Consider the following 19,284-nt stretch of genomic DNA (forward strand, 5'->3'; position numbering starts at 1 on the left):
ACCAAGGACCCAAAGCCATGAGCGATCTGCCCCACTATCCGCTATACATTGCAGGTGAATTCACCGCCGGGGCCGCAGGCCAGAAGATGGACAGCATCAACCCCGCAACAGGCGCGGTTTGGGCGACCTTCGATTGCGCCGCCCCTGCCGATATCGACCGCGCAGTGGCAGCAGCCCAAGCGGCGCTGGACAACCCGGACTGGCGCGACATGACGGCAACGGCACGGGGCAAATTGCTGTACCGCCTCGCAGACCTGATCGCTGAGAACGCGGGCGCGTTGGGCCGGATCGAGACAACCGACAGCGGGAAGCTGGCGGCAGAAACCACCGCCCAGACCGGCTATGTCGCGGACTATTATCGATACTATGCGGGACTGGCGGACAAGGTCGAAGGGGCGGTCTTGCCCATCGACAAACCTGACATGCATGTGTTCACCCAACGTTTGCCCATTGGTGTCGTGGCCGCCGTGGTGCCATGGAACGCCCAGATGTTTCTGGCCGCGACCAAGCTGGCCCCGGCGCTGGCTGCGGGTTGCAGCGTGATCCTGAAAGCGTCCGAAGTGGCTCCTGCACCGATGATTGCATTCGCCCGGTTGATCGATCAGGTCGGCTTTCCCAAGGGCGTGGTTTCGGTGGTGACAGGCGACGCGGAGAACTGCGCCATTCCCCTGACCCGGCATCCCGGCATTGACCGGATCGCATTCACCGGCGGGCCGGAGACTGCGCGGCATGTGGTGCGCAATTCAGCCGAGAATTTTGCCGTCACCACGCTGGAGCTGGGTGGCAAATCCCCCATTCTGGTGTTTGACGACGCTGATATCGATGCGGCTGCCAATGGCCTGATCGCTGGAAACTTCGGCGCTTCGGGCCAGTCCTGCGTCGCGGGCACGCGCGGCTTGGTGCATCGCCCGATCTACAACGCTCTGGTCGCGGCGATAACTGACAAGGCCAAGGGATTGCGCATTGGTGACCCTCACGATCCCGGCACGCATCTGGGGCCGCTTTGCACGATCGCGCAGGTCACCCGGATCGAAGAGACACTGGTGACGGCACGCGCGCAGGGAGCCAAGATTGCATTTGGCGGCATGCGTGCACCCGCCGGGGGTCACTATTTCAACCCCACACTGGTTCTGTGCGACAGTCCTGACGTGGAAACCCTCAAGGTCGAGATGTTTGGCCCCGTCATGTCGCTGTTGCCCTTCGACACCGAAGAAGAAGCGATTGCGCTGGCCAATGACAGTGATTTCGGGCTGGGTTCAGGCGTGTTCACCCAAAATGTCGCCCGCGCGCATCGGGTATCGCGGCGCATCCGGTCGGGGATCACTTGGGTGAACACCTACCGTGCGATATCTCCGATTGCGCCGTTTGGCGGGTTTAAACAGTCCGGCTATGGCCGCGAGGCGGGGGCCGAAGCAATCCTGGATTACACGCGCACCAAGACCACGTGGATCAACACCTCGGAAGAGCCGATGAGCAACCCGTTTGTGATGCGCTAAAGCAGATCGCGGGGCGCGCCATGCCCGCCCATCATGTGCCAAGCCAGCACAAGATTGCTGGACAGCACCGGCATGCCGAGGCTCTGCTCAAGCGGCGCGATCACATCGAGTGTACGTAAGTTCGTGCACGACAGGAACAGGGCGTCGACCGCAGTGTCTTGCACAAGGGTCGTGGCAGCCGCCATGATGGATGGCGCATCGATCGAGACCACCAAAGCCTCGTTCGGTTCCGCAAAACTGCCGAAGACGGGAGTTGTAATCCCTTCCGCACCCAAAACCTCCCTGAGTCGTTCGGACACCGACGCGACATAGGGCGACAAAACCGCGAGTCGTTTGATATCAGCCGACCGACAGGCAGCGACCAGAGCCGAGACCGGCTCGGTGACAAGACGCGTTTCGGTGCCCTCACTGACCAGTTCCGCGATCCGCACGGCCCCGATCTGCGAGGTGCCCGAGGTACAGCCATATCCCACCGCATCAAAGCGCAAACCGCGCGGAAACAGCATCGCGGCGGCGGTCACGTGTCCGGCCATGGCGCACAGACTTTCGGGCGTCACGTCTTCTCCGGACGGCACCCTTGAGACCAACAGGCTCACATCCCGCGGCAGCAAACGGCGCATGTCATCCTCGATGCTTTCGTCCGCTTGCAGAGCGATGAGCCCCAATTTGCGGCGGGTATCCGCAGCACGGGTATAGCGAAAGGCGTCCATACTAGAGCACAGGCAAACTGCGCGGGGCAGGTGTCGAAAGGTAGTCAGCGCCGGTTTGCGTCACGACGATGTTTTCTTCGTGCACCATCCCAAGCCCGTGTCCCACGTCTATGCCCGGCTCCAGCGTCAGCACCATGCCCGCCTCCAGAACCGTGTGATCATCGGGGATCAACGACGGCCATTCCGTCAACTGCATCCCCAGCCCATGACCATAGCGGCCTGCATCCGACCCACCCGCACCGCCGGTCAATACCGCGTCCATCGCGTGAAACAGGTCAGCGGCAGTCGCACCTGGTCTTGCAGCCTCGAATGCGGCATCACTGGCCTCGATCAGCCGCACATAGGCGCTTTGACTTTCGGGCGTGGCACGTTCAATGGCCCAATTGCGATCAAAATCGCAGAAGTAACCGTCGCGCACCGCCCCAGTGTCCAGCATCAGAACATCGCCCTTTACCAGCGCCTGAGCGGTCGCTGGCGCGATGATATCGCCATATCCTCCCTGCCCCGCCCCACCGGCAAGGTAGGACACCCAATCCGCGCCTTCCTCCAGACACAACATCTGAAATCTGCGAAATACATCGTCCAGTGCGGCGCCTTCCGCCGCAATCTCCGGCACACGGGCAAAGGCCCGGTCGGCAATGGCGCAGGTTGTTCGGATCTTGCCTATTTCGGCTTCGGACTTGACCATACGCAGCCGTTTCAGGATCAGTGCATCGCCAACGAGCCTGCGGCCTTCAACCGCTTGCCCAATCGCGTCCCAACTGTCACGGGGCAGCCGCACATGTGTTTCCGGCCCGCTGGGGACGCCGATCCGCCCGCTGGTACTGACGCAGTCACGCAAAGCTTCGGCCACCAGTGACACGCCATCATCAAGATAATCGGGCGAGCGCCAGGTACGAATGTCGGTGATCCAGCTGGCCTGCATCAAAGGCGCCCCGATCGAAGGGATGACCGCAATCGGATCACCGGCAGCCGGGACAATCACAAACCAAGGCCGCGTCGGGCTTTCCCAGAACCGGGTCAGATATCCGGTGAAATAGCGCACGTCCGGTTCTGTTGTGAGCAACAGGGCCTCCAGCCCCGCCTCGGCCATCATGGTCTGAGCGCGCTCTGTCCGCACCCGGTATTCACTGGCCTCAAATCCGCTCACCCGTCAGGCCCTTCGGATAGGATTACCAGCACCCGGGCGCTTGCATCCAGGCCCAGCGTGGCGCGGTGCTCTGCGCAGGTCAGCAGCACGGACATTCCGGCACCGCCCGAAGGTGTTGTGGCAAAACCGAATGTGTCAGCCCGCGCAGCCCCGTCGGTGCCTTCGGCCTCGGTGATCGTGACAAAATCATCCGCATCCCGCGCCAATCCTTTCAGAGCAATCAGGGACGGCACTTTGCAATCCAGACGCCCCATGGCCGATACCGGACCCGTTGTCTCAACTGGCATGCCCGCTTCGATTGATGCGATCAGAGCGGGGGCGGCTTCCGGCTCGACCACCATGATCCGGGTTTGGTCGCCCCACTCCTGACGCGCTATGGCGGCCGCGGCGCCCGCCAATCCACCGACACCGGCCTGCAAGAAGAGATGTGTGGGAGGCACATCAATCTGGGCTAACACTTCGGCCATAAGGGCAAGATAGCCTTCCATGACGCGGTAAGGCCGATCCGTGTATCCGGCCCATGAACTGTCGGACAAAAGCACATGACCGCCCTGCCCGGCGGCTTGCATTGCGGCCTCCATGCTTGCCTCGTAAGTGGCCCCGCTTCGGACCACCTCAGCCCCCATCCCGCGTAATCTGTCGGCAAAACTCTCCGGTACGGTTTCGGCAATATAGATTACGGCCTGAGCCCCAAAGGCCGCGGCACCCGCCGCGACAGACAGCCCATGATTGCCAGCACTGGCTGTGACATAGGTTTGACCCTGCGCGCGTCCTTCGGCCGCATCGCGGGCGATGACATAGGCGGCACCCAGGGCTTTGAAACTGCCCAGCCCCATGCGGCCGCGCTCATCCTTTATGCGGACCACTGCAACGCCGCTGGCAGCCGCCACTTCGGGTGCATCATGCAATGGGGTCTGTGCGGCGCGCGGACACCGCGCCAAAAGCGCCAGAGGCGCACTTGCGTCCGTGGATGGAAATGGAATATCGGCCAGCGCATCCCCGCCAAGGCCCATACCGCGAAAAGGGTTCTGCAATATTTTCATGTCCACACCGTGCGTGAGCAGGGCCAACGGGGTCAATCCCCCGCTTGTGATCCGTTGGAAGGTAAAATGCATCCGGATCGAGTGCGACCGATCCGACAGCACCAATGGTCAGTCTAGCAGCAGCGGCAGTGCGCCACATCGTTTTGAGAAGACCTTCGATGTATAGCGGGCGGCTTACCGCCAAGGTTCCAGGCTGACCGGAAAAGGGCATCCGAGTTTCTCGCGTTCACGTCAACCCGTGCGCCGCAGTCCGGTGTCCTGATCAAACAAATGCCCCTTGCCGTCCTGCACCCGGAAACGGATCGTCTCGCTTTTGGCCCCTAGCAGATGCACCCCCGGAAGACTGACCGTAACAGCCTCGCCGGTTTCGGACATCTTTCCATGCAGGAGTGTATTGGCGCCCAGGGGTTCGGTCATGAGCACGTTGATTGCAATCGGACCGTTCTCGTCACGCTCCAGATGCTCGGGGCGGACTCCGAACTGGACCGGACCATCCGGCGTGTCTGCCTGCATCACCACCTGCCCACCGAGGGTCACATTCCCATCGTGAACAGCCGCCGCGCAGACATTCATCGCGGGGCTGCCGATGAATTGCGCAGCAAAAAGCGTGCGGGGCGTCTCGTACACTTCCAGTGGCGTGCCGATTTGTTCGGCAATGCCCCCATTCATCACGATCATGCGGTCCGCCATTGTCATCGCTTCGACCTGATCATGGGTGACATAAAGCGACGTAATCCCCAGCTTTGATTGCAGCTCCTTGATTTCGAGCCGCATCTGCACGCGCAGCTTGGCATCGAGGTTCGACAACGGCTCATCAAACAGGAAAACCGCAGGTTCACGCACGATGGCGCGGCCCATGGCAACGCGTTGCCGCTGGCCTCCTGACAGCTGTTTGGGCTTGCGATCCAACAGTGGTTCCAACTGCAACAGCTTGGCTGCCTCAAGCACCTTGGCGTTGATCTGATCCTTGGGCAAGCCCGCGATTTTCAACCCATAGCCCATGTTCTGACGCACCGACATATGCGGATAAAGCGCGTAGTTCTGGAACACCATGGCGATGTCGCGGTCCATCGGTTCCTTGTCATTGGCGCGTGCGCCGCCGATCAGGACATCTCCGCCCGACACGGTTTCAAGGCCCGCGACCATCCGCAACAAGGTGGATTTGCCGCAACCGGACGGCCCGACGATCACGATGAACTCGCCATCCGCGATCTCGGCATCGATCCCGTGGATCACGTCCGTCGCGCCAAAGCTTTTCTTGATCCCCTTCAGGGTGACTGTCGCCATATTATTTCTCGCTATCCACAAGGCCGCGAATAAACAGCCGTTGCATGCTGACGACGACGATCACCGGGGGGATCATCGCAAGGATGGATGTGGCCATGATGACCGGCCAATCGGCCACATCGTCACCCGACGGGAACATCTGTTTGATGCCCATGACGATGGTATTCATCTCGGGATCGGTGGTGATCAGAAGAGGCCACAGATACTGGTTCCAGCCGTAGATAAACAGGATCACAAAGAGCGCCGCGACATTCGTGCGGCTCATCGGCACGACGATGTCCCAGAAAAACCGCATGGGCCGGGCGCCATCGACCCGGGCGGCTTCGGCCAGCTCATCCGGGATCGTCAGGAAAAACTGCCGAAACAGGAACGTGGCCGTGGCCGATGCAATCAACGGAAAGATCAGACCGCCGTAGCTATTGAGCATACCAAAGCCGGCGACGACTTCGAATGTGGGCACGATCCGCACCTCAACCGGCAGCATCAGGGTCAGAAAGATCATCCAAAAGAAGAAGTTACGCCCCGGAAACCGGAAATAAACGATGGCAAAGGCCGACAGCAACGAGATGATGATTTTGCCCACCGCGATACCGATGGCCATCACCAGACTGTTGAACAGCATGGTGCCGACGGGCACGTTGACGCCGGAAAACAGCGCTTTGGAGTAGTTTTCCCAAAGCTGGTCACCGGGCCAGAGCGGCATCGGGGGGCGCACGATTTCAGGCTGCGTGACCGAAGACGCGACAAAGGCAAGCCAGATCGGGAAAAAGATCACCATCACGCCGAGGATCATAAACACATGGGTCAGCCACAGTCCCGAGCCGCGTTTTTCGACCATCCCATGCACTTCGCGGGCCATCAGTAGTGCACCCGTTTTTCGATGAACTTGAACTGGATGATCGTCAGCAATCCAACCACCACCAGCAAGATCACAGATTGTGCAGAGGACGATCCCAGATCCTGCCCGACGAACCCGTCGGAAAAGACCTTGTAGACCAGAATCGTCGTCGATTGTTGCGGCCCGCCCCCGGTGATGGTGTGGATCACACCGAAGGTTTCAAAGAACGAATAAACCACGTTCACGACCAGCAAAAAGAATGTCGTGGGCGACAACAGCGGCAACACGATCGTCCAGAACCGGCGCCAGAAGCGGGCCCCGTCGATGGCTGCAGCTTCGATCACCGAGCGCGGAACAGCCTGTAGGGCCGCAAAGAAGAACAGAAAGTTATAGCTGATCCGGCCCCAGGCAGAGGCGACCACGACAAGACCCATCGCTTCGCCGCCATTCAACACATGGTTCCAGTCATAGCCAAGTTGGCCCAGATACCAAGAAATGACGCCCACACGGGTGTTGAACATGAACAACCACAACACACCGGCGACGGCGGGGGCCACGGCATAGGGCCAGATCAGCATGGTGCGATACACACCCGATCCCTTGATCAGTCGATCGGCGATGACGGCCAGAAACAAGGCCGGAATCATCGAGCACAGCGTCACGAGGATCGAAAAAATCGCCGTCGTGCCAAAGGCCGCGCGGTAGAATTTGTCATTCAGCAGGAATTCAAAGTTCCCCAGCCCGACATATTGAGAGGACAAGCCGAAAGGGTCAGGGATGAACAGCGATTGCCAGATCGCTTGCCCGGCAGGATAGAAAAAAAACACGAGGGAAATGACAACCTGCGGCGCGATCAGTACCAAGGGCAGCAACCAGCCGCGAAACGTGACGCGTTTTTCCATCAATTGCTCCTAGTCCTGTGTTTGGCGGGCCCATCGCAAGGCCCGCCAAGAGCGTCTTGTCTTAGTTATTGGCGGTTTCGAAACGCCGCAACAATGCGTCGCCACGTTCCTTGGCGCTGTCCATCGCTTCCTGCGCAGTCTTATCACCCGACCAGATGCCCTCAAGCTCTTCGTCAATGATCCCGCGGATCTGATCGAACGAGCCGAGGCGCAAGCCTTTGGAATTGGCCGTTGGCTCTTTGGCGGTCATCTGGATGACAGCGATATCGGTACCGGGGTTTGCGTCATAAAAACCGGATGCGCGGGTGGCCTCTCCGGCCTCTGTCGTGATCGGCAGATACCCGGTGTCCTGATGCCATTTCGCCTGCACGTCGGACGAAGACAGGTAGGAGAGGAATTCACCAGCGCCCTTGTACTCATCCGCCTCATGGCCCGACATCACCCAAAGCGATGCACCACCGATGATGGTGTTCTGCGGGCTGTTGCCGACGCCTTCCCAATAGGGCAACGGACGCACGTCAAATTCGAATTCCGCTTCGGACTTGATCCCGGCATACCCCGCCGAGCTTTCGGTAAAGAGTGCGCATTCGCCGGCACGGAAGTTCGCGCCACCTTCGTTGCGACGCCCCGTATAGATGAATTTGCCATCGCGCGCCCACTCACCCATTGCCGTCAAGTGCGCAACCTGCGCTTCGCCGTTCAGCATCAACTCGGTGTCCAGACCGGCAAACCCGTTGTCCTGGCTGGCAAAGGGCACGTCATGATAGGCCGACAAGTTCTCAAGATGGATCCAGCTTTGCCATGCGGTCACAAGCGGGCAATCTTCACCACCAGCTTTGAGTTGATCCAGCACCGCGCCGACGTTTTGCCACGTGGACAAATCCGTATCGGGATCGACGCCAGCCGCCGCCATCGCGTCACGGTTCACCCACAAAACAGGAGTGGAAGAGTTGAACGGCAGTGACAGCATATCGCCATCCGTCGACGTATAGTACCCTTTGACAGCCCCGATATATGCATCGGGATCAAAGGTCGCGCCGCTTTCGCCCATCACTTCGTAGACCGGCCTGACAGCTCCTTCGGCGGCCATCATCGTGGCGGTGCCCACTTCGAACACCATCAGGATATGAGGCTGTTCACCCGCCCGGAAGGCCGCAATGCCCGCGTTCAGCGTTTCCGAGTAGTTGCCCTTGTGGCTTTCGACAACGACATAGTCACTTTGACTTGCGTTGAAATCTGCGACTTGCGCTTTCACCAACTCACCCAGACGGCCCGTAAAGGCATGCCAGAACTGGACTTCAGTTTGCGCCGCCGCCGCGATTGGCGACAAGAATGTGGATACGGCGAGTGCGCCGAGCAAAGTTCTTTTCATTGGTCCTCCCATGCACCGTTACGGTGCTATGTCCATGCGATGTCTTGGCATTTCGCCCGCATCAGTTAATCGACTTCGAGACGATACACCTGCCGGAATTTTAATCAAGCCGCGCACATCGTTCAATTTGCTTTTGGTCATGCGTTTTTTGGTGGCGCATAACCTGCCTTGCACTTGGCAGTCGGGCGTAACAGCATGATGACAATAGGAAGATTGATGAAAACAAATTTGAAATCTTCCTTCGATCCACCTGTCCTTTGGGTTATGCCAGCAACGGCCCAAACGCCGCTTGCGGAACGGATATTGCGCCGGACGTCACGATGAAATCGCGCGCACGTCACACACCTGAAGGCGACAATTGTTCAGCGCCACTGGCGCAACCTTTCAGATGCACACCCCGCTATCGCTTGCGAGCCCTTCTACACATCTGTAGGTTCGCTTGAAATCCGACATCTTTGAAAGGGGCACGTGCCTTGTCCTTCACGCCCGCCATTACCGGAACCGGAGTTTTCACACCGGAACACGTGATATCCAACGCTGAACTTGTTGTGGCCTTCAATGCCTATGCCGACAAATACAACGCCGAGAACGCCGACGAGATCGCCGCAGGAACGCGGTTGGCCAAAGCGCACTCCTCTGAAGAGTTCATCCTGAAGGCTTCGGGCATCGAACAGCGATATGTCATGGACAAATCCGGCATTCTGGATCCGGAGGTCATGCACCCGCTGCTGCGCCAACGCAGTGATGATGAACCGTCAATCATGGCAGAAATGGCGGTGGATGCCGCAAACAAGGCCCTCGTCGCCGCAGGCAAGACGGCTGCGGATGTTGACGCTGTGATCTGTGCGGCGTCAAACCTCGAACGCGCCTATCCGGCGGTCGCGATCGAAGTGCAGGACCTGCTCGGCATTCGGGGCTTTGCCTTTGACATTAATGTTGCCTGCTCGTCCGCGACATTCGGAATACAGGCGGCCGCTGACATGATCCGCTCCGGATCGATCCGCTCGGCTCTGGTCGTCAACCCCGAAATCTGCTCCGCCCATCTGGAATGGCGTGACCGCGATTGCCACTTCATCTTTGGCGATGTGGCAACGGCGATACTGATCGAGCGGCAAGAGGCCGCGACCGGTCCTTATTTCAAAATCAGATCGACCCGCTGCGCCACCCGGTTCTCCAATAATATCCGCAACAACAATGGCTACCTGCGGCGGTCCCGGCCTGACGGTATGATTGACCGGCGAGACATGCAGTTCATGCAAAACGGACGCAAAGTGTTCAAGGAAGTGCTGCCCATGGTAAACCAGCACATCGCAAACCACATGTCCGACGAAGGTGTGACTGCGCCCAACCTCAAACGCGTCTGGCTGCATCAGGCAAACAAATCGATGAACGACTATATCGGCGCACGTGTCCTCGACCGCGATCCGGCACCTGGCGAACAGCCCAATATCCTGCAGGATTACGCCAACACGTCTTCCGCCGGATCGATTATCGCGTTCTCCAAATACTCCGAAGACATGGAAAACGGTGATATCGGCCTGATCTGCTCCTTTGGAGCGGGATATTCGGTTGGCTCCATCCTTGTTGAACGGCAAGACTGACCAAGGAGCAGGCGGGTGAGCGGCACGTTCGCAGGTCTCTTCAACGCCTTGAGTTCCTCAAAATACCAATGAAACAGGACCAATGCGCTCTGAACAGGCCAGCCTTTGCACTACCTTCGCTCCTCTTGCCCCCCAAGGGCCTCCGATTTAAGGAAGGCGCCATGGCAAAGCTCTATTTTCACTACTCTACAATGAACGCAGGCAAATCGACCGTTCTGCTGCAAGCGGCGCACAACTACCGGGAACGGGGGATGGAGCCTTATCTTCTCACGGCGCAACTCGACAACCGCGCAGGCACCGGCCGCATCGCTTCGCGCATTGGAATAGACACACCAGCAGACACGTTTAATCCAAGCGAAGATCTGTTCGAAAAGCTCGAAAAACGGGCCGCCCGAGGGCCGGTTGCCTGTGTGTTTGTCGACGAAGCCCAGTTTCTCACCGAAGCACAGGTTTGGGACCTCGCCCGCGCCGTCGACGACCTGAATTTGCCGGTCATGTGTTACGGTTTGAGGGTGGATTTCCAGGGCAAGCTCTTTCCCGGTTCTTCAACGCTGCTCGCCCTAGCCGATGAAATGCGCGAAGTTCGCACAATTTGTCATTGCGGGAAAAAGGCGACGATGGTGATCCGGCAAGGGGCCGATGGCAATGTTATCAAGGACGGTGCGCAGGTGCAGATTGGTGGCAACGAGACGTATGTGTCACTCTGCAGGCGGCACTGGCGCGAAGCGGTCGGTCGTTGAGACAAACGCGATCCGACACGGATCGCGGCGGGACATCGACACGATGTCCTCACCGAGTAAGACCAACCTTTGCCGCATAGAGCGCAATCCGTACCGGATTGTAGCCGGAAACCGCGTCGGTTTCCGGCTTAAACGGGGTTCGGCAGCGCCTCGCCCAGTCGAAATGCCCTGAGGTTGTCGACGGCCAGAAGGCCCATTGCGGCGCGAACTTCCAAGGCCGCTGTTCCGAGATGTGGCAGTACGGTCACCCTATCCAAACCCATCAAAGTTTCTGGCACTTTGGGCTCAAATTCGTAGACATCCAACCCTGCTCCTCCAATCGTTCCAGCCTCGAGCGCTGCAACCAAGGCCGCTTCGTCGACGACATCCCCGCGCGAAATATTAATGAAATGCGCATGACACTGCATTGCACTCAGTACAGCGGCATCAATCAAATGATGCGTCTCTGCTCCGCCGGGCACAGCCGCCACAAGAAAGTCGACCTGCCCTGCCAGATCGGTCAGCGTCGGATACCGTTGCGCAGGATAGGGCAGCGCCTTCTGAGAGCGGTTGAAATACGACACATCCATTCCAAATCCGAAATGGCACCGATGCGCGATCGCTTGACCGATCCGGCCCATACCGACAATTCCCACACGTTTGCCGGACATGTGCAGTCCCAACATCTGCGTCGGATGCCATCCCGCCCACGTTCCGGACCGCACCAAGCGTTCCCCCTCTGCCGCCCGCCGCGCAGACATCAGCATCAGCATGACACCGATATCAGCCGTCGCATCGGTGACCGCCCCGGGCGTGTTCGTCACGGCGATACCTGCCGCGCGGGCCGCAGCCACATCAATATGATTGAAACCAACGCCAAAATTGGCGAGCAACCGACAGCGCGGGTCAGGCACATCCGCAAAAACTGCGGCAGAGAATTGATCCCCGAGGGTCGGCAGCACAGCATCATAGTCACGCAGGCTGGCACGCATCTCGTCTCCTGTCAGAGGCAGGGTTTCATTGCGCACATCCACGACATCGAAGAAAGGGCGCGCGGCGTCGACCACGACATCCGGCAGCGGGCGGGCAATCAGAACGCGGCTCAATGCAAACGGCCCCCGACCGGGACATCCCGCTCTGGCTGCGCCAACACGATGGCCCCATCCGCATCGGGAAAGCCAAGGACCAGAACCTCTGACATGAACCGCCCGATTTGACGGGCAGGAAAATTCACCACGGCCAACACTTGCCGACCCACCAGCTTTTCCGGTTCATAATGTACCGTGATCTGGGCCGAGGTCTTTTTCTCTCCCAATTCGGACCCAAAATCGATCCACATCTTGATCGCGGGCTTGCGCGCTTCGGGAAAGGGCTCGGCGCGCACCACGCGCCCGACACGCACATCAACCTTCATGCAGTCATCAAAACTGATCTCATCCATTGGCCAACTCCTTGGATCGGTTCGCGGCGGCGGCAACCGCTTCGGGCAACAAGGTGGGAAACCCACGGTCGGGATCCATCAACACTTCCAAAGCCGCTTGCGTGGTCCCGTTGGGGCTGGTGACGTTCACGCGCAGTTGCCCCGGATCCTCGTCCGATTGCATGGCAAGCGCGCCCGCCCCCGCGACTGTGGCCTTGGCCAATTGCAGGGCCAGTTCTTCCGGTAACCCTTGCGCCACGCCGCCAGCGGCCAGGGTTTCGATCAGGTGAAAAACATAGGCGGGGCCCGATCCGCTGACACCGGTCACGGCATCCATCTGCGCCTCACTTTCAAGGCACACAACCTCCCCCACAGCAGACATCAGCAACTCCGCCTCACCCAAGGCGCTCTGCCCCGCGACATTGGCACAAAGCGCCGTGATACCGCGACCCACCGCTGACGGTGTGTTGGGCATGGCACGTATGATCGGGGTGTTGGCCCCGAATGCACGTTCAAAGGAGGAGATCGGGGTACCGGCAGCCACCGATATAAAAACCGTCTGCCCATTGGCCAGCGCCGTGATCGCAGGTAACGCATTGCCCATCATCTGGGGTTTGACGGCGATCAAAACGACAGCAGGAGCGTCAGGCAAAGGTGCATTCACGTGTACACCCGTGGACACCACCCAATCGGACGGTCCGGGATCCAGCACCCAAACCTTGTCAGCAGGCAACCCGCGTTCCAACCAACCGGCCAGCATGGCCGACCCCATCTTGCCGCAGCCCAAGAGCACAAGGCCATGTGCCGCAATCCGTTCGTCTTGCATAAAATTTCCCCCGACGTATCAGGGGGACAGATTAAGCGCGGCCATAGGCCTCTGCAATGGCGACTTGCAACGCGTCTTTCGGGCTCCGATCGCCCCAGACAAGCAATTGCAACGCGGGATAATACCGCTCGGCGCTCATGACAGCAGCGTTGATCATGGTGTCGATCTGCTCGGGGCCCGCAATCTGACCACCCGCCAGAACCAGACCATAGCGATAGACCATCAGCTTTTGCTCTGCCCAATAGGTGAACGACCCGGCCCAGCACTGGTCATTGATCAGGTTCAGCAGTTCATAAAGCTCGGACAGCTTTTCCTCGGGCGGTTCCATCTCGAAGGTGCAAACCATGCGCAACGTCTCATCATAGCCCGACCAGGCCAAAGTGATGGAGTATGTGCGCCACTGACCTTCGACAGCCATTGCGATCTGATCATCGCCAATGCGGTCAAAATCCCACTCATGGTGTTCTGCTATGTGCTCGACGATATCAATGGGATGGATTTCGTCTTCCAGGTACTGCTCGGAAAGGGCCATGTCGCCACCTCTTATTCGCTGTAGCGATGGGGGCTGGCAGCGCCCCAAGCGCTAGGTGCCTGCTCTAGAAACCGGGGCGATCCCCCGTGCCTCTACCAGATATGGTGGCCGTGCTTGACGTCTGTGGCAACCCTTTATTTGGGGATAACCTCAATAAGTTGGGGACAAAGACACTTTGATCGCAAAATAAGCACGCCCGATCTTGAAAACCCGGCCGCAGGGCGACTGACCGTGAAACGCGGGCACGCCTAGGCGCCTGCCCTACTCTGTTCCAAGAAAATCCCCCGGAGGGCCCGCCTGAAACGCAAAACGCCCGGCAGATACCGGGCGATCATTCTCAAGCTGGCAGAATATGGAATGGCGCGGCAGCGCCCCCGCCGGATTACTTGGTTTCCAGCGCGTCCAGACGCGCCTTCAGCGCCTCGTTTTCTTCGCGGGCTTTTTGCGCCATGGCGCGCACGGCGTCAAATTCTTCACGGGTGACAAAATCGCGATCCGCCAGCCAGCGGTCCATCATAGACTTCATCGCCGTTTCCGCTTCGTCCCGCGCGCCCTGAGCAACGCCCATCGCATTGGTCATCAACTGAGAAATATCGTCAAAAATCTTGCCGCGTGCTTGCATGTTTTGGTTTCCCGTTTGTCGCTGTATCCTATATGGAGTGCCAAGGCACCGCCCGCAAGGTTGACCTCACCCCGACACAGAGGCATTCAGACGCAGATGCACGCCATGATCCCCTTCCCCGACATCTCGCCAGAGATTTTCTCCATCTCGCTTTTTGGGATGGAACTGGCGCTGCGCTGGTACGCGCTGGCCTATATCGTTGGGATCATCATCGGCTGGCGGCTCGTTGTGATGGCAGTGAAATCACCACGACTGTGGCCCAACAGCACGCCCGTCATGACCCCCGCCCAAATCGAGGATATGCTCACATGGATCATCCTGGGTGTACTTCTGGGCGGGCGGTTTGGCTATGTCCTGTTCTATCAACCCGGTGTTTACCTTGAGAATCCCGCATCCATTCTGGCCATCTGGCAGGGTGGCATGGCATTTCACGGCGGTATGCTGGGGGTTGTCGTTGCCGCGTGGCTGTATACCGGACGGCACAAGATCGATCGGCTGAGTGCAGCGGACGCCATCGCCTTGGGCGTACCCCCTGGACTGCTTCTCGGTCGGCTTGCCAATTTCGTAAACGCCGAGCTTTGGGGGCGTCCGACGGATTTGCCCTGGGGCGTCGCTTTTCCCGGGTATACCGCGCAGTACTGCCCGGACATCACAGACATATGCGCCCGCCACCCGTCGCAACTCTACGAGGCCGCGCTGGAAGGATTGATTTTGCTCGCCCTGCTTTTGTGGTTGGCATGGCGCCGCGACGCGTTCAAACGGCCCGGACTGATCTGCGGTACCTTCCTTGCAGGCTACGGACTCTCGCGTTTCATGGTCGAATTTGTACGCCAGCCTGACGCACAATTCATCTCGCAGGGCAATCCGCTGGGCCTCGCCTGGCATGTCGGCGGCTACGGGCTGACGATGGGTCAGATCCTGTCACTGCCCATGATTGCGCTTGGCGTCTGGTTGATTCTTAGGGCACGTAAGCGCGCCGCCATAGCCACATGACCCTCAAGGACGACCTGATGGCACGCATTGCCGCGACCGGCCCGATTTCCGTCGCAGACTTTATGTCCGAGGCCCTGCTGCATCCCACCAAAGGCTACTACACCACCCGTGACCCCTTGGGCGCGCAGGGCGATTTCGTAACGGCGCCCGAAATCAGCCAGATGTTTGGCGAGTTGGTGGGCCTCAGCCTCGCGCAAAGCTGGCTCGATCAAGGGGCGCCGGAGCGTTTCACCTTGGCCGAACTCGGTCCGGGCCGCGGCACGTTGATGGCGGATATTCTGCGCGCCACCCGGAGCGTACCCGGCTTTCATGACGCGGCGAACATCCATCTCGTCGAGGCTTCCCCTGTCCTGCAAGACGCTCAGGCTGCAACGCTGGTCGGACACGCGCCGACATGGGTGTCCAGTGTCAATGATCTGCCAGCCGCGCCGCTCTGGCTGGTCGCCAACGAATTTTTCGACGCGCTTCCCATCCGCCAATTCGAGCGCGCAGGATCCGGTTGGCGGGAGCGTTGTGTCGGGTTGACGGGCGATGCGCTTGGCTTTGGACTTGCTGCGCCCGCGCCCCGTGCTGATCTGGAACACCGGTTGGAAGACACAGGCGATGGTGATGTCGTGGAAGTCTGTCCGACCGCCCGCACGATTCTGAACGTGATCAGCAGCCACATCGCCGCACAGGGTGGCGCGGCCCTGATCATCGATTACGGCGATTGGCGCAGCCAGGGCGACACCCTTCAGGCTGTTCAAAACCACGCGGCGGTCGATCCGCTCGCGGACCCGGGGCGCGCGGATCTGACAGCTCATGTAGATTTCGAAGTGCTTGCCACCGCAACCGCACCCGCCTCGCATTCGCGGGTCACGCCACAGGGTGTCTTTCTCGAACGGCTCGGGATCACGGCACGGGCGCAACAGCTTGCCCAGAAGCTCACCGGTCGGGCGCGTGAGACCCATATCGCTGCACATCGACGGTTGACGCATCCGCAAGAAATGGGAAACCTGTTCAAAGTGCTGGGCGTATTCCCGGCGACTTCTGCGCCACCGCCGGGGCTGACGAAATGACACTTGAGATCCTCACCGCCGATACACTTGCCCCGGTTCGCCATGGATTTTTCACCCGCGCCGGCGGCGCGTCTTCGGGTGTTTTTTCCGGCCTGAACTGCGGCACGGGCAGTTCTGACCAGACCGAAATCGTCGAGATCAATCGCGCCCGTGTCGCAGACGCAATGGGCGTAGATGCAAGCCATTTGATCGGTGTCCACCAAATTCATTCTGCCGATGCCGTCCACGTCACCGGCCCCGTGACGACCAAACCCAAGGCCGATGGCCTTGTCACGCGCACACCGGGTCTGGCGCTGTCCGTACTGACCGCAGATTGCCAGCCGGTGCTTTTGGCAGACGCACAATCCGGGGTCATAGGTGCCGCTCATGCGGGATGGAAGGGTGCACAGGCGGGTATTGTAGAGGCAACAGTCGACGCAATGGTGGCTCTCGGTGCCATCCGCAGCCAGATCCACGCGGTCATCGGGCCGACGATCAGCCAAAGGGCCTACGAAGTGGGCCCAGAGTTCTTTGAGGAATTTATGGACGAAGGCCCGGAGAACGCCCGCTTTTTTGCAGGGGGCGACGGCGACCGCATGCATTTCGATCTGCCCGGTTACGGACTGTCGCGCCTGCGCGCCGCCGGAATTGCATCAGCGGAATGGACCCGCCACTGCACGTATTTCGATCCGCATCGGTTCTTTTCCTATCGCAGATCGGTCCACGAAAAAGCCCCCGACTATGGCCGATTGATCGCGACAATTGTACTCTGACCTTGGGAAAGAGGGGCGCGCGATCGGCAGGGGCGATTGAGCCAAAGTAATAAGCAGGTGACGGGTAGAGCCTGGCAAGTCCGCCTAGGCTTGCTTGCGCAAACGCTCTTCCAGAACCTCAAACGGCACGCCGGGTGCGTCCTTGGCTTGCCGGATCACCAGCGAAGTCTTGACCGACGCCACGTTTGCAGTGGTCAACAATTCGCCCGTCAGAAAACTTTGGAAACTGGACAGGTCGGGTGCCACGCATTTGAGGATGAAATCCACCTCTCCATTGAGCATGTGGCACTCACGCACCAACGGCCAGGCACGACACAGATTTTCAAAGGCGCTCAGGTCAACTTCGGCCTGACTGGCCAGCCCGACATTGGCAAAAACCTGCACCTCAAAGCCCAGTTCGTGTGCGTCTACATCCGCATGGTAGCCCTTGATGTATCCGCTTTCCTCAAGCGTGCGCACGCGGCGCAAACAGGGTGGCGCAGAAATGCCGACCCGCTTGGCCAATTCGACATTGGTCATGCGCCCGTCTGACTGAAGTTCTGCGAGAATCTTGCGATCAATCGAATCGAGTCGCGTGCTTGCCATAAGCGCCCCCTGAATTTGCGGTTGTTATAGCACCCCGCGGAGTATGCGCAATAATCTTTCGCACCAGCGCAACATTTGGAAATCAAAGCGGTAAATCACGGGACGATCTTCCCTTCAATCGCGGGGTTCAAACCTTGCGATCCTGTGTCTATATCAGTCGGACTGAAATCTAATCGACCGGGGGTTATCATGGCCGAGACAAAGCGCACGAAGGTTCTGATCATTGGCTCCGGCCCTGCCGGTTACACTGCGGGCGTTTATGCCAGCCGTGCGATGCTGAATCCGATACTGGTGCAAGGGATTGAACCCGGCGGTCAGTTGACCACCACGACTGAGGTCGAAAACTGGCCAGGCGACACCGAGGTGCAAGGGCCCGATCTGATGATCCGCATGCAGGATCACGCCAAGGCGATGGGCTGCGACATCATCGGCGATATCATCACCTCCGTGGACTTCTCGAACCGGCCCTTCGTCGCACAATCCGACAGCGGCACGGAATATGTTGCGGACGCCATCATTCTGGCAACCGGCGCGCGCGCCAAATGGCTGGGTCTGCCCTCGGAAGAGAAATTCAAAGGCTTCGGCGTGTCGGCTTGCGCCACATGCGACGGATTCTTTTACCGCGGACAGGAAATCGTTGTGATCGGCGGCGGCAACACGGCCGTCGAAGAGGCTTTGTTTTTGACCAACTTCGCGTCCAAAGTCACTCTTGTGCACCGCCGGGACGAATTGCGAGCCGAGAAAATCCTGATCGATCGTTTGATGAAAAATCCAAAGATCGAGCCGCTGTGGTTCCACGAACTGGTCGAAGTCTACGGCGGCGACAGCCCGCTGGGTGTCGAAGGGGTCAAGGTCAAACATACCAAAACGGGCGAACTGACGGACATCCAGGCCAAGGGCGTTTTTGTTGCGATCGGCCATGCGCCGGCCAATGAGCTGGTCAGGGATGTTCTGGAGACGCATATGGGGGGTTATGTCGTGACAAAGCCCGACAGCACGGAAACATCGATCCCCGGCGTCTTTGCCGCGGGCGATCTGACGGATTACAAATACCGCCAGGCTGTTACATCTGCGGGCATGGGCTGCATGGCAGCGCTCGAGGCCGAACGTTTCATCGCGGAAACCGAAAGCGACACGACCGCCGAAACAATCATCAGCGCAGTCGCGGAATAGAGATCACTGCCATGCGTTCGCGCGCGCCCCCGTGTGTGCGCGAACCGGCGTCCCCTTCTCTGTTCCCGAAAATCCCGGGGGAGCCCGAAGGGCGGGGGCGGGGCCCCCTCTACCACCATCAACACCGGGTGTGGTCCGCCAACACCAAAGGCGACCAGCGACCAATGACAGGTTGACCGACAGGTGTTCTGTCGCCACCCTTTCC

20 protein-coding genes are annotated in these 19,284 nt (G+C 59.4%); 7 read left to right on the plus strand and 13 right to left on the minus strand.

What is annotated here, in order from left to right:
- The first annotated feature begins 17 nt into the window (after positions 1-17).
- Positions 18-1,496, plus strand: a complete 1,479-nt coding sequence (locus LC354_RS00690; RefSeq protein ID WP_223420853.1) for an aldehyde dehydrogenase — start codon at positions 18-20, stop codon at positions 1,494-1,496.
- On the opposite strand, the gene LC354_RS00695 is transcribed toward LC354_RS00690, so the two are convergent.
- The 7 genes from LC354_RS00695 to ugpB form a co-directional block, all read right to left on the minus strand.
- Positions 1,493-2,206, minus strand: coding sequence for a maleate cis-trans isomerase family protein (locus LC354_RS00695; RefSeq protein ID WP_223420854.1), 714 nt, complete (start codon positions 2,204-2,206; stop codon positions 1,493-1,495). The two genes, LC354_RS00690 and LC354_RS00695, sit on opposite strands and share 4 nt — an antisense overlap.
- 1 nt (position 2,207) lies before the next feature.
- The gene (locus LC354_RS00700) at positions 2,208-3,356 is read right to left on the minus strand and encodes a M24 family metallopeptidase (protein WP_223420855.1); all 1,149 of its coding nucleotides are present in this window, start codon (positions 3,354-3,356) and stop codon (positions 2,208-2,210) included.
- Complete coding sequence (locus LC354_RS00705) at positions 3,353-4,399, minus strand: pyridoxal-phosphate dependent enzyme (protein WP_223420856.1); 1,047 nt, start codon at positions 4,397-4,399, stop codon at positions 3,353-3,355. The genes LC354_RS00700 and LC354_RS00705 overlap by 4 nt, the downstream gene beginning before the upstream one ends.
- A gap of 231 nt (positions 4,400-4,630) precedes the next feature.
- Entirely contained in the window at positions 4,631-5,686 is a 1,056-nt protein-coding gene (ugpC, locus tag LC354_RS00710) for a sn-glycerol-3-phosphate ABC transporter ATP-binding protein UgpC (protein WP_223420857.1), read from the minus strand.
- 1 nt (position 5,687) lies between these two features.
- Positions 5,688-6,524 carry a sn-glycerol-3-phosphate ABC transporter permease UgpE gene (gene ugpE, locus LC354_RS00715; protein WP_223420946.1) on the minus strand — a complete coding sequence of 279 codons (837 nt, stop codon included), beginning with the start codon at positions 6,522-6,524 and terminating at the stop codon, positions 5,688-5,690.
- A gap of 20 nt (positions 6,525-6,544) precedes the next feature.
- Complete coding sequence (ugpA, locus tag LC354_RS00720) at positions 6,545-7,426, minus strand: sn-glycerol-3-phosphate ABC transporter permease UgpA (RefSeq protein WP_223420858.1); 882 nt, start codon at positions 7,424-7,426, stop codon at positions 6,545-6,547.
- A gap of 61 nt (positions 7,427-7,487) precedes the next feature.
- Positions 7,488-8,798, minus strand: coding sequence for a sn-glycerol-3-phosphate ABC transporter substrate-binding protein UgpB (ugpB, locus tag LC354_RS00725; RefSeq protein ID WP_223420859.1), 1,311 nt, complete (start codon positions 8,796-8,798; stop codon positions 7,488-7,490).
- Positions 8,799-9,271: 473 nt separating this feature from the next.
- Here ugpB and LC354_RS00730 point away from each other — a divergent pair, with 473 nt between their 5' ends.
- On the plus strand, positions 9,272-10,399 hold the full coding sequence (locus LC354_RS00730) for a beta-ketoacyl-ACP synthase III (protein WP_223420860.1): 1,128 nt from the start codon (positions 9,272-9,274) through the stop codon (positions 10,397-10,399).
- 161 nt (positions 10,400-10,560) lie between these two features.
- On the plus strand, positions 10,561-11,139 hold the full coding sequence (locus LC354_RS00735; protein WP_223420861.1) for a thymidine kinase: 579 nt from the start codon (positions 10,561-10,563) through the stop codon (positions 11,137-11,139).
- A gap of 128 nt (positions 11,140-11,267) precedes the next feature.
- Here the strand turns inward: LC354_RS00735 and LC354_RS00740 are convergent, their stop codons facing one another.
- The 5 genes from LC354_RS00740 to LC354_RS00760 all read right to left on the minus strand — a co-directional run bounded on the left by LC354_RS00740 (position 11,268) and on the right by LC354_RS00760 (position 14,518).
- The gene (locus LC354_RS00740; RefSeq protein WP_223420862.1) at positions 11,268-12,224 is read right to left on the minus strand and encodes a 2-hydroxyacid dehydrogenase; all 957 of its coding nucleotides are present in this window, start codon (positions 12,222-12,224) and stop codon (positions 11,268-11,270) included.
- The gene (locus LC354_RS00745) at positions 12,221-12,559 is read right to left on the minus strand and encodes a tRNA-binding protein (RefSeq protein WP_223420863.1); all 339 of its coding nucleotides are present in this window, start codon (positions 12,557-12,559) and stop codon (positions 12,221-12,223) included. Before LC354_RS00745 ends, LC354_RS00740 begins: the two co-directional genes overlap by 4 nt.
- Positions 12,552-13,364, minus strand: a complete 813-nt coding sequence (gene proC, locus LC354_RS00750; RefSeq protein ID WP_223420864.1) for a pyrroline-5-carboxylate reductase — start codon at positions 13,362-13,364, stop codon at positions 12,552-12,554. Before proC ends, LC354_RS00745 begins: the two co-directional genes overlap by 8 nt.
- Before the next feature lie 31 nt (positions 13,365-13,395).
- Complete coding sequence (locus tag LC354_RS00755) at positions 13,396-13,896, minus strand: type III secretion system chaperone family protein (protein WP_223420866.1); 501 nt, start codon at positions 13,894-13,896, stop codon at positions 13,396-13,398.
- Positions 13,897-14,278: 382 nt separating this feature from the next.
- Positions 14,279-14,518 carry an accessory factor UbiK family protein gene (locus LC354_RS00760; RefSeq protein ID WP_223420868.1) on the minus strand — a complete coding sequence of 80 codons (240 nt, stop codon included), beginning with the start codon at positions 14,516-14,518 and terminating at the stop codon, positions 14,279-14,281.
- A 96-nt stretch (positions 14,519-14,614) separates the two neighbouring features.
- On the opposite strand from LC354_RS00760, the gene lgt reads away from it, so the two are divergent.
- Genes lgt through pgeF form a run of 3 tightly spaced genes read left to right on the plus strand, consistent with a single transcriptional unit; the run spans position 14,615 to position 17,321 of the window.
- Entirely contained in the window at positions 14,615-15,511 is an 897-nt protein-coding gene (gene lgt, locus LC354_RS00765; protein ID WP_223420871.1) for a prolipoprotein diacylglyceryl transferase, read from the plus strand.
- Positions 15,508-16,569 carry a class I SAM-dependent methyltransferase gene (locus tag LC354_RS00770; protein WP_223420873.1) on the plus strand — a complete coding sequence of 354 codons (1,062 nt, stop codon included), beginning with the start codon at positions 15,508-15,510 and terminating at the stop codon, positions 16,567-16,569. The genes lgt and LC354_RS00770 overlap by 4 nt, the downstream gene beginning before the upstream one ends.
- On the plus strand, positions 16,566-17,321 hold the full coding sequence (gene pgeF / locus LC354_RS00775) for a peptidoglycan editing factor PgeF (protein WP_223420875.1): 756 nt from the start codon (positions 16,566-16,568) through the stop codon (positions 17,319-17,321). The genes LC354_RS00770 and pgeF overlap by 4 nt, the downstream gene beginning before the upstream one ends.
- An 84-nt stretch (positions 17,322-17,405) precedes the next feature.
- Here the strand turns inward: pgeF and LC354_RS00780 are convergent, their stop codons facing one another.
- A complete protein-coding gene (locus tag LC354_RS00780) occupies positions 17,406-17,906 on the minus strand; it encodes an Lrp/AsnC family transcriptional regulator (protein WP_223420876.1) in 501 nt (166 codons plus the stop codon).
- Between the two features lie 189 nt (positions 17,907-18,095).
- Between LC354_RS00780 and trxB the strand changes: the two genes are divergently transcribed.
- Entirely contained in the window at positions 18,096-19,079 is a 984-nt protein-coding gene (gene trxB, locus LC354_RS00785) for a thioredoxin-disulfide reductase (RefSeq protein ID WP_223420878.1), read from the plus strand.
- Positions 19,080-19,284: the final 205 nt, after the last annotated feature.

Origin of the sequence: Tateyamaria pelophila, assembly GCF_019966495.1 — a bacterium.
Taxonomy (GTDB): domain Bacteria; phylum Pseudomonadota; class Alphaproteobacteria; order Rhodobacterales; family Rhodobacteraceae; genus Tateyamaria; species Tateyamaria pelophila.

What these genes read in the sequence shown, in the direction of transcription:
- lgt (WP_223420871.1), top strand. Translation starts at nt 14,615, where the DNA reads ATGCACGCCATGATCCCCTTCCCCGACATCTCGCCAGAGATTTTCTCC.
- LC354_RS00755 (WP_223420866.1), bottom strand. Translation starts at nt 13,896, where the DNA reads ATGGCCCTTTCCGAGCAGTACCTGGAAGACGAAATCCATCCCATTGAT.
- LC354_RS00780 (WP_223420876.1), bottom strand. Translation starts at nt 17,906, where the DNA reads ATGGCAAGCACGCGACTCGATTCGATTGATCGCAAGATTCTCGCAGAA.
- LC354_RS00695 (WP_223420854.1), bottom strand. Translation starts at nt 2,206, where the DNA reads ATGGACGCCTTTCGCTATACCCGTGCTGCGGATACCCGCCGCAAATTG.
- proC (WP_223420864.1), bottom strand. Translation starts at nt 13,364, where the DNA reads ATGCAAGACGAACGGATTGCGGCACATGGCCTTGTGCTCTTGGGCTGC.
- LC354_RS00745 (WP_223420863.1), bottom strand. Translation starts at nt 12,559, where the DNA reads ATGGATGAGATCAGTTTTGATGACTGCATGAAGGTTGATGTGCGTGTC.
- LC354_RS00705 (WP_223420856.1), bottom strand. Translation starts at nt 4,399, where the DNA reads ATGAAAATATTGCAGAACCCTTTTCGCGGTATGGGCCTTGGCGGGGAT.
- ugpC (WP_223420857.1), bottom strand. Translation starts at nt 5,686, where the DNA reads ATGGCGACAGTCACCCTGAAGGGGATCAAGAAAAGCTTTGGCGCGACG.
- LC354_RS00770 (WP_223420873.1), top strand. Translation starts at nt 15,508, where the DNA reads ATGACCCTCAAGGACGACCTGATGGCACGCATTGCCGCGACCGGCCCG.
- pgeF (WP_223420875.1), top strand. Translation starts at nt 16,566, where the DNA reads ATGACACTTGAGATCCTCACCGCCGATACACTTGCCCCGGTTCGCCAT.
- LC354_RS00690 (WP_223420853.1), top strand. Translation starts at nt 18, where the DNA reads ATGAGCGATCTGCCCCACTATCCGCTATACATTGCAGGTGAATTCACC.
- ugpB (WP_223420859.1), bottom strand. Translation starts at nt 8,798, where the DNA reads ATGAAAAGAACTTTGCTCGGCGCACTCGCCGTATCCACATTCTTGTCG.
- ugpA (WP_223420858.1), bottom strand. Translation starts at nt 7,426, where the DNA reads ATGGAAAAACGCGTCACGTTTCGCGGCTGGTTGCTGCCCTTGGTACTG.
- LC354_RS00760 (WP_223420868.1), bottom strand. Translation starts at nt 14,518, where the DNA reads ATGCAAGCACGCGGCAAGATTTTTGACGATATTTCTCAGTTGATGACC.
- trxB (WP_223420878.1), top strand. Translation starts at nt 18,096, where the DNA reads ATGGCCGAGACAAAGCGCACGAAGGTTCTGATCATTGGCTCCGGCCCT.
- ugpE (WP_223420946.1), bottom strand. Translation starts at nt 6,524, where the DNA reads ATGGTCGAAAAACGCGGCTCGGGACTGTGGCTGACCCATGTGTTTATG.
- LC354_RS00735 (WP_223420861.1), top strand. Translation starts at nt 10,561, where the DNA reads ATGGCAAAGCTCTATTTTCACTACTCTACAATGAACGCAGGCAAATCG.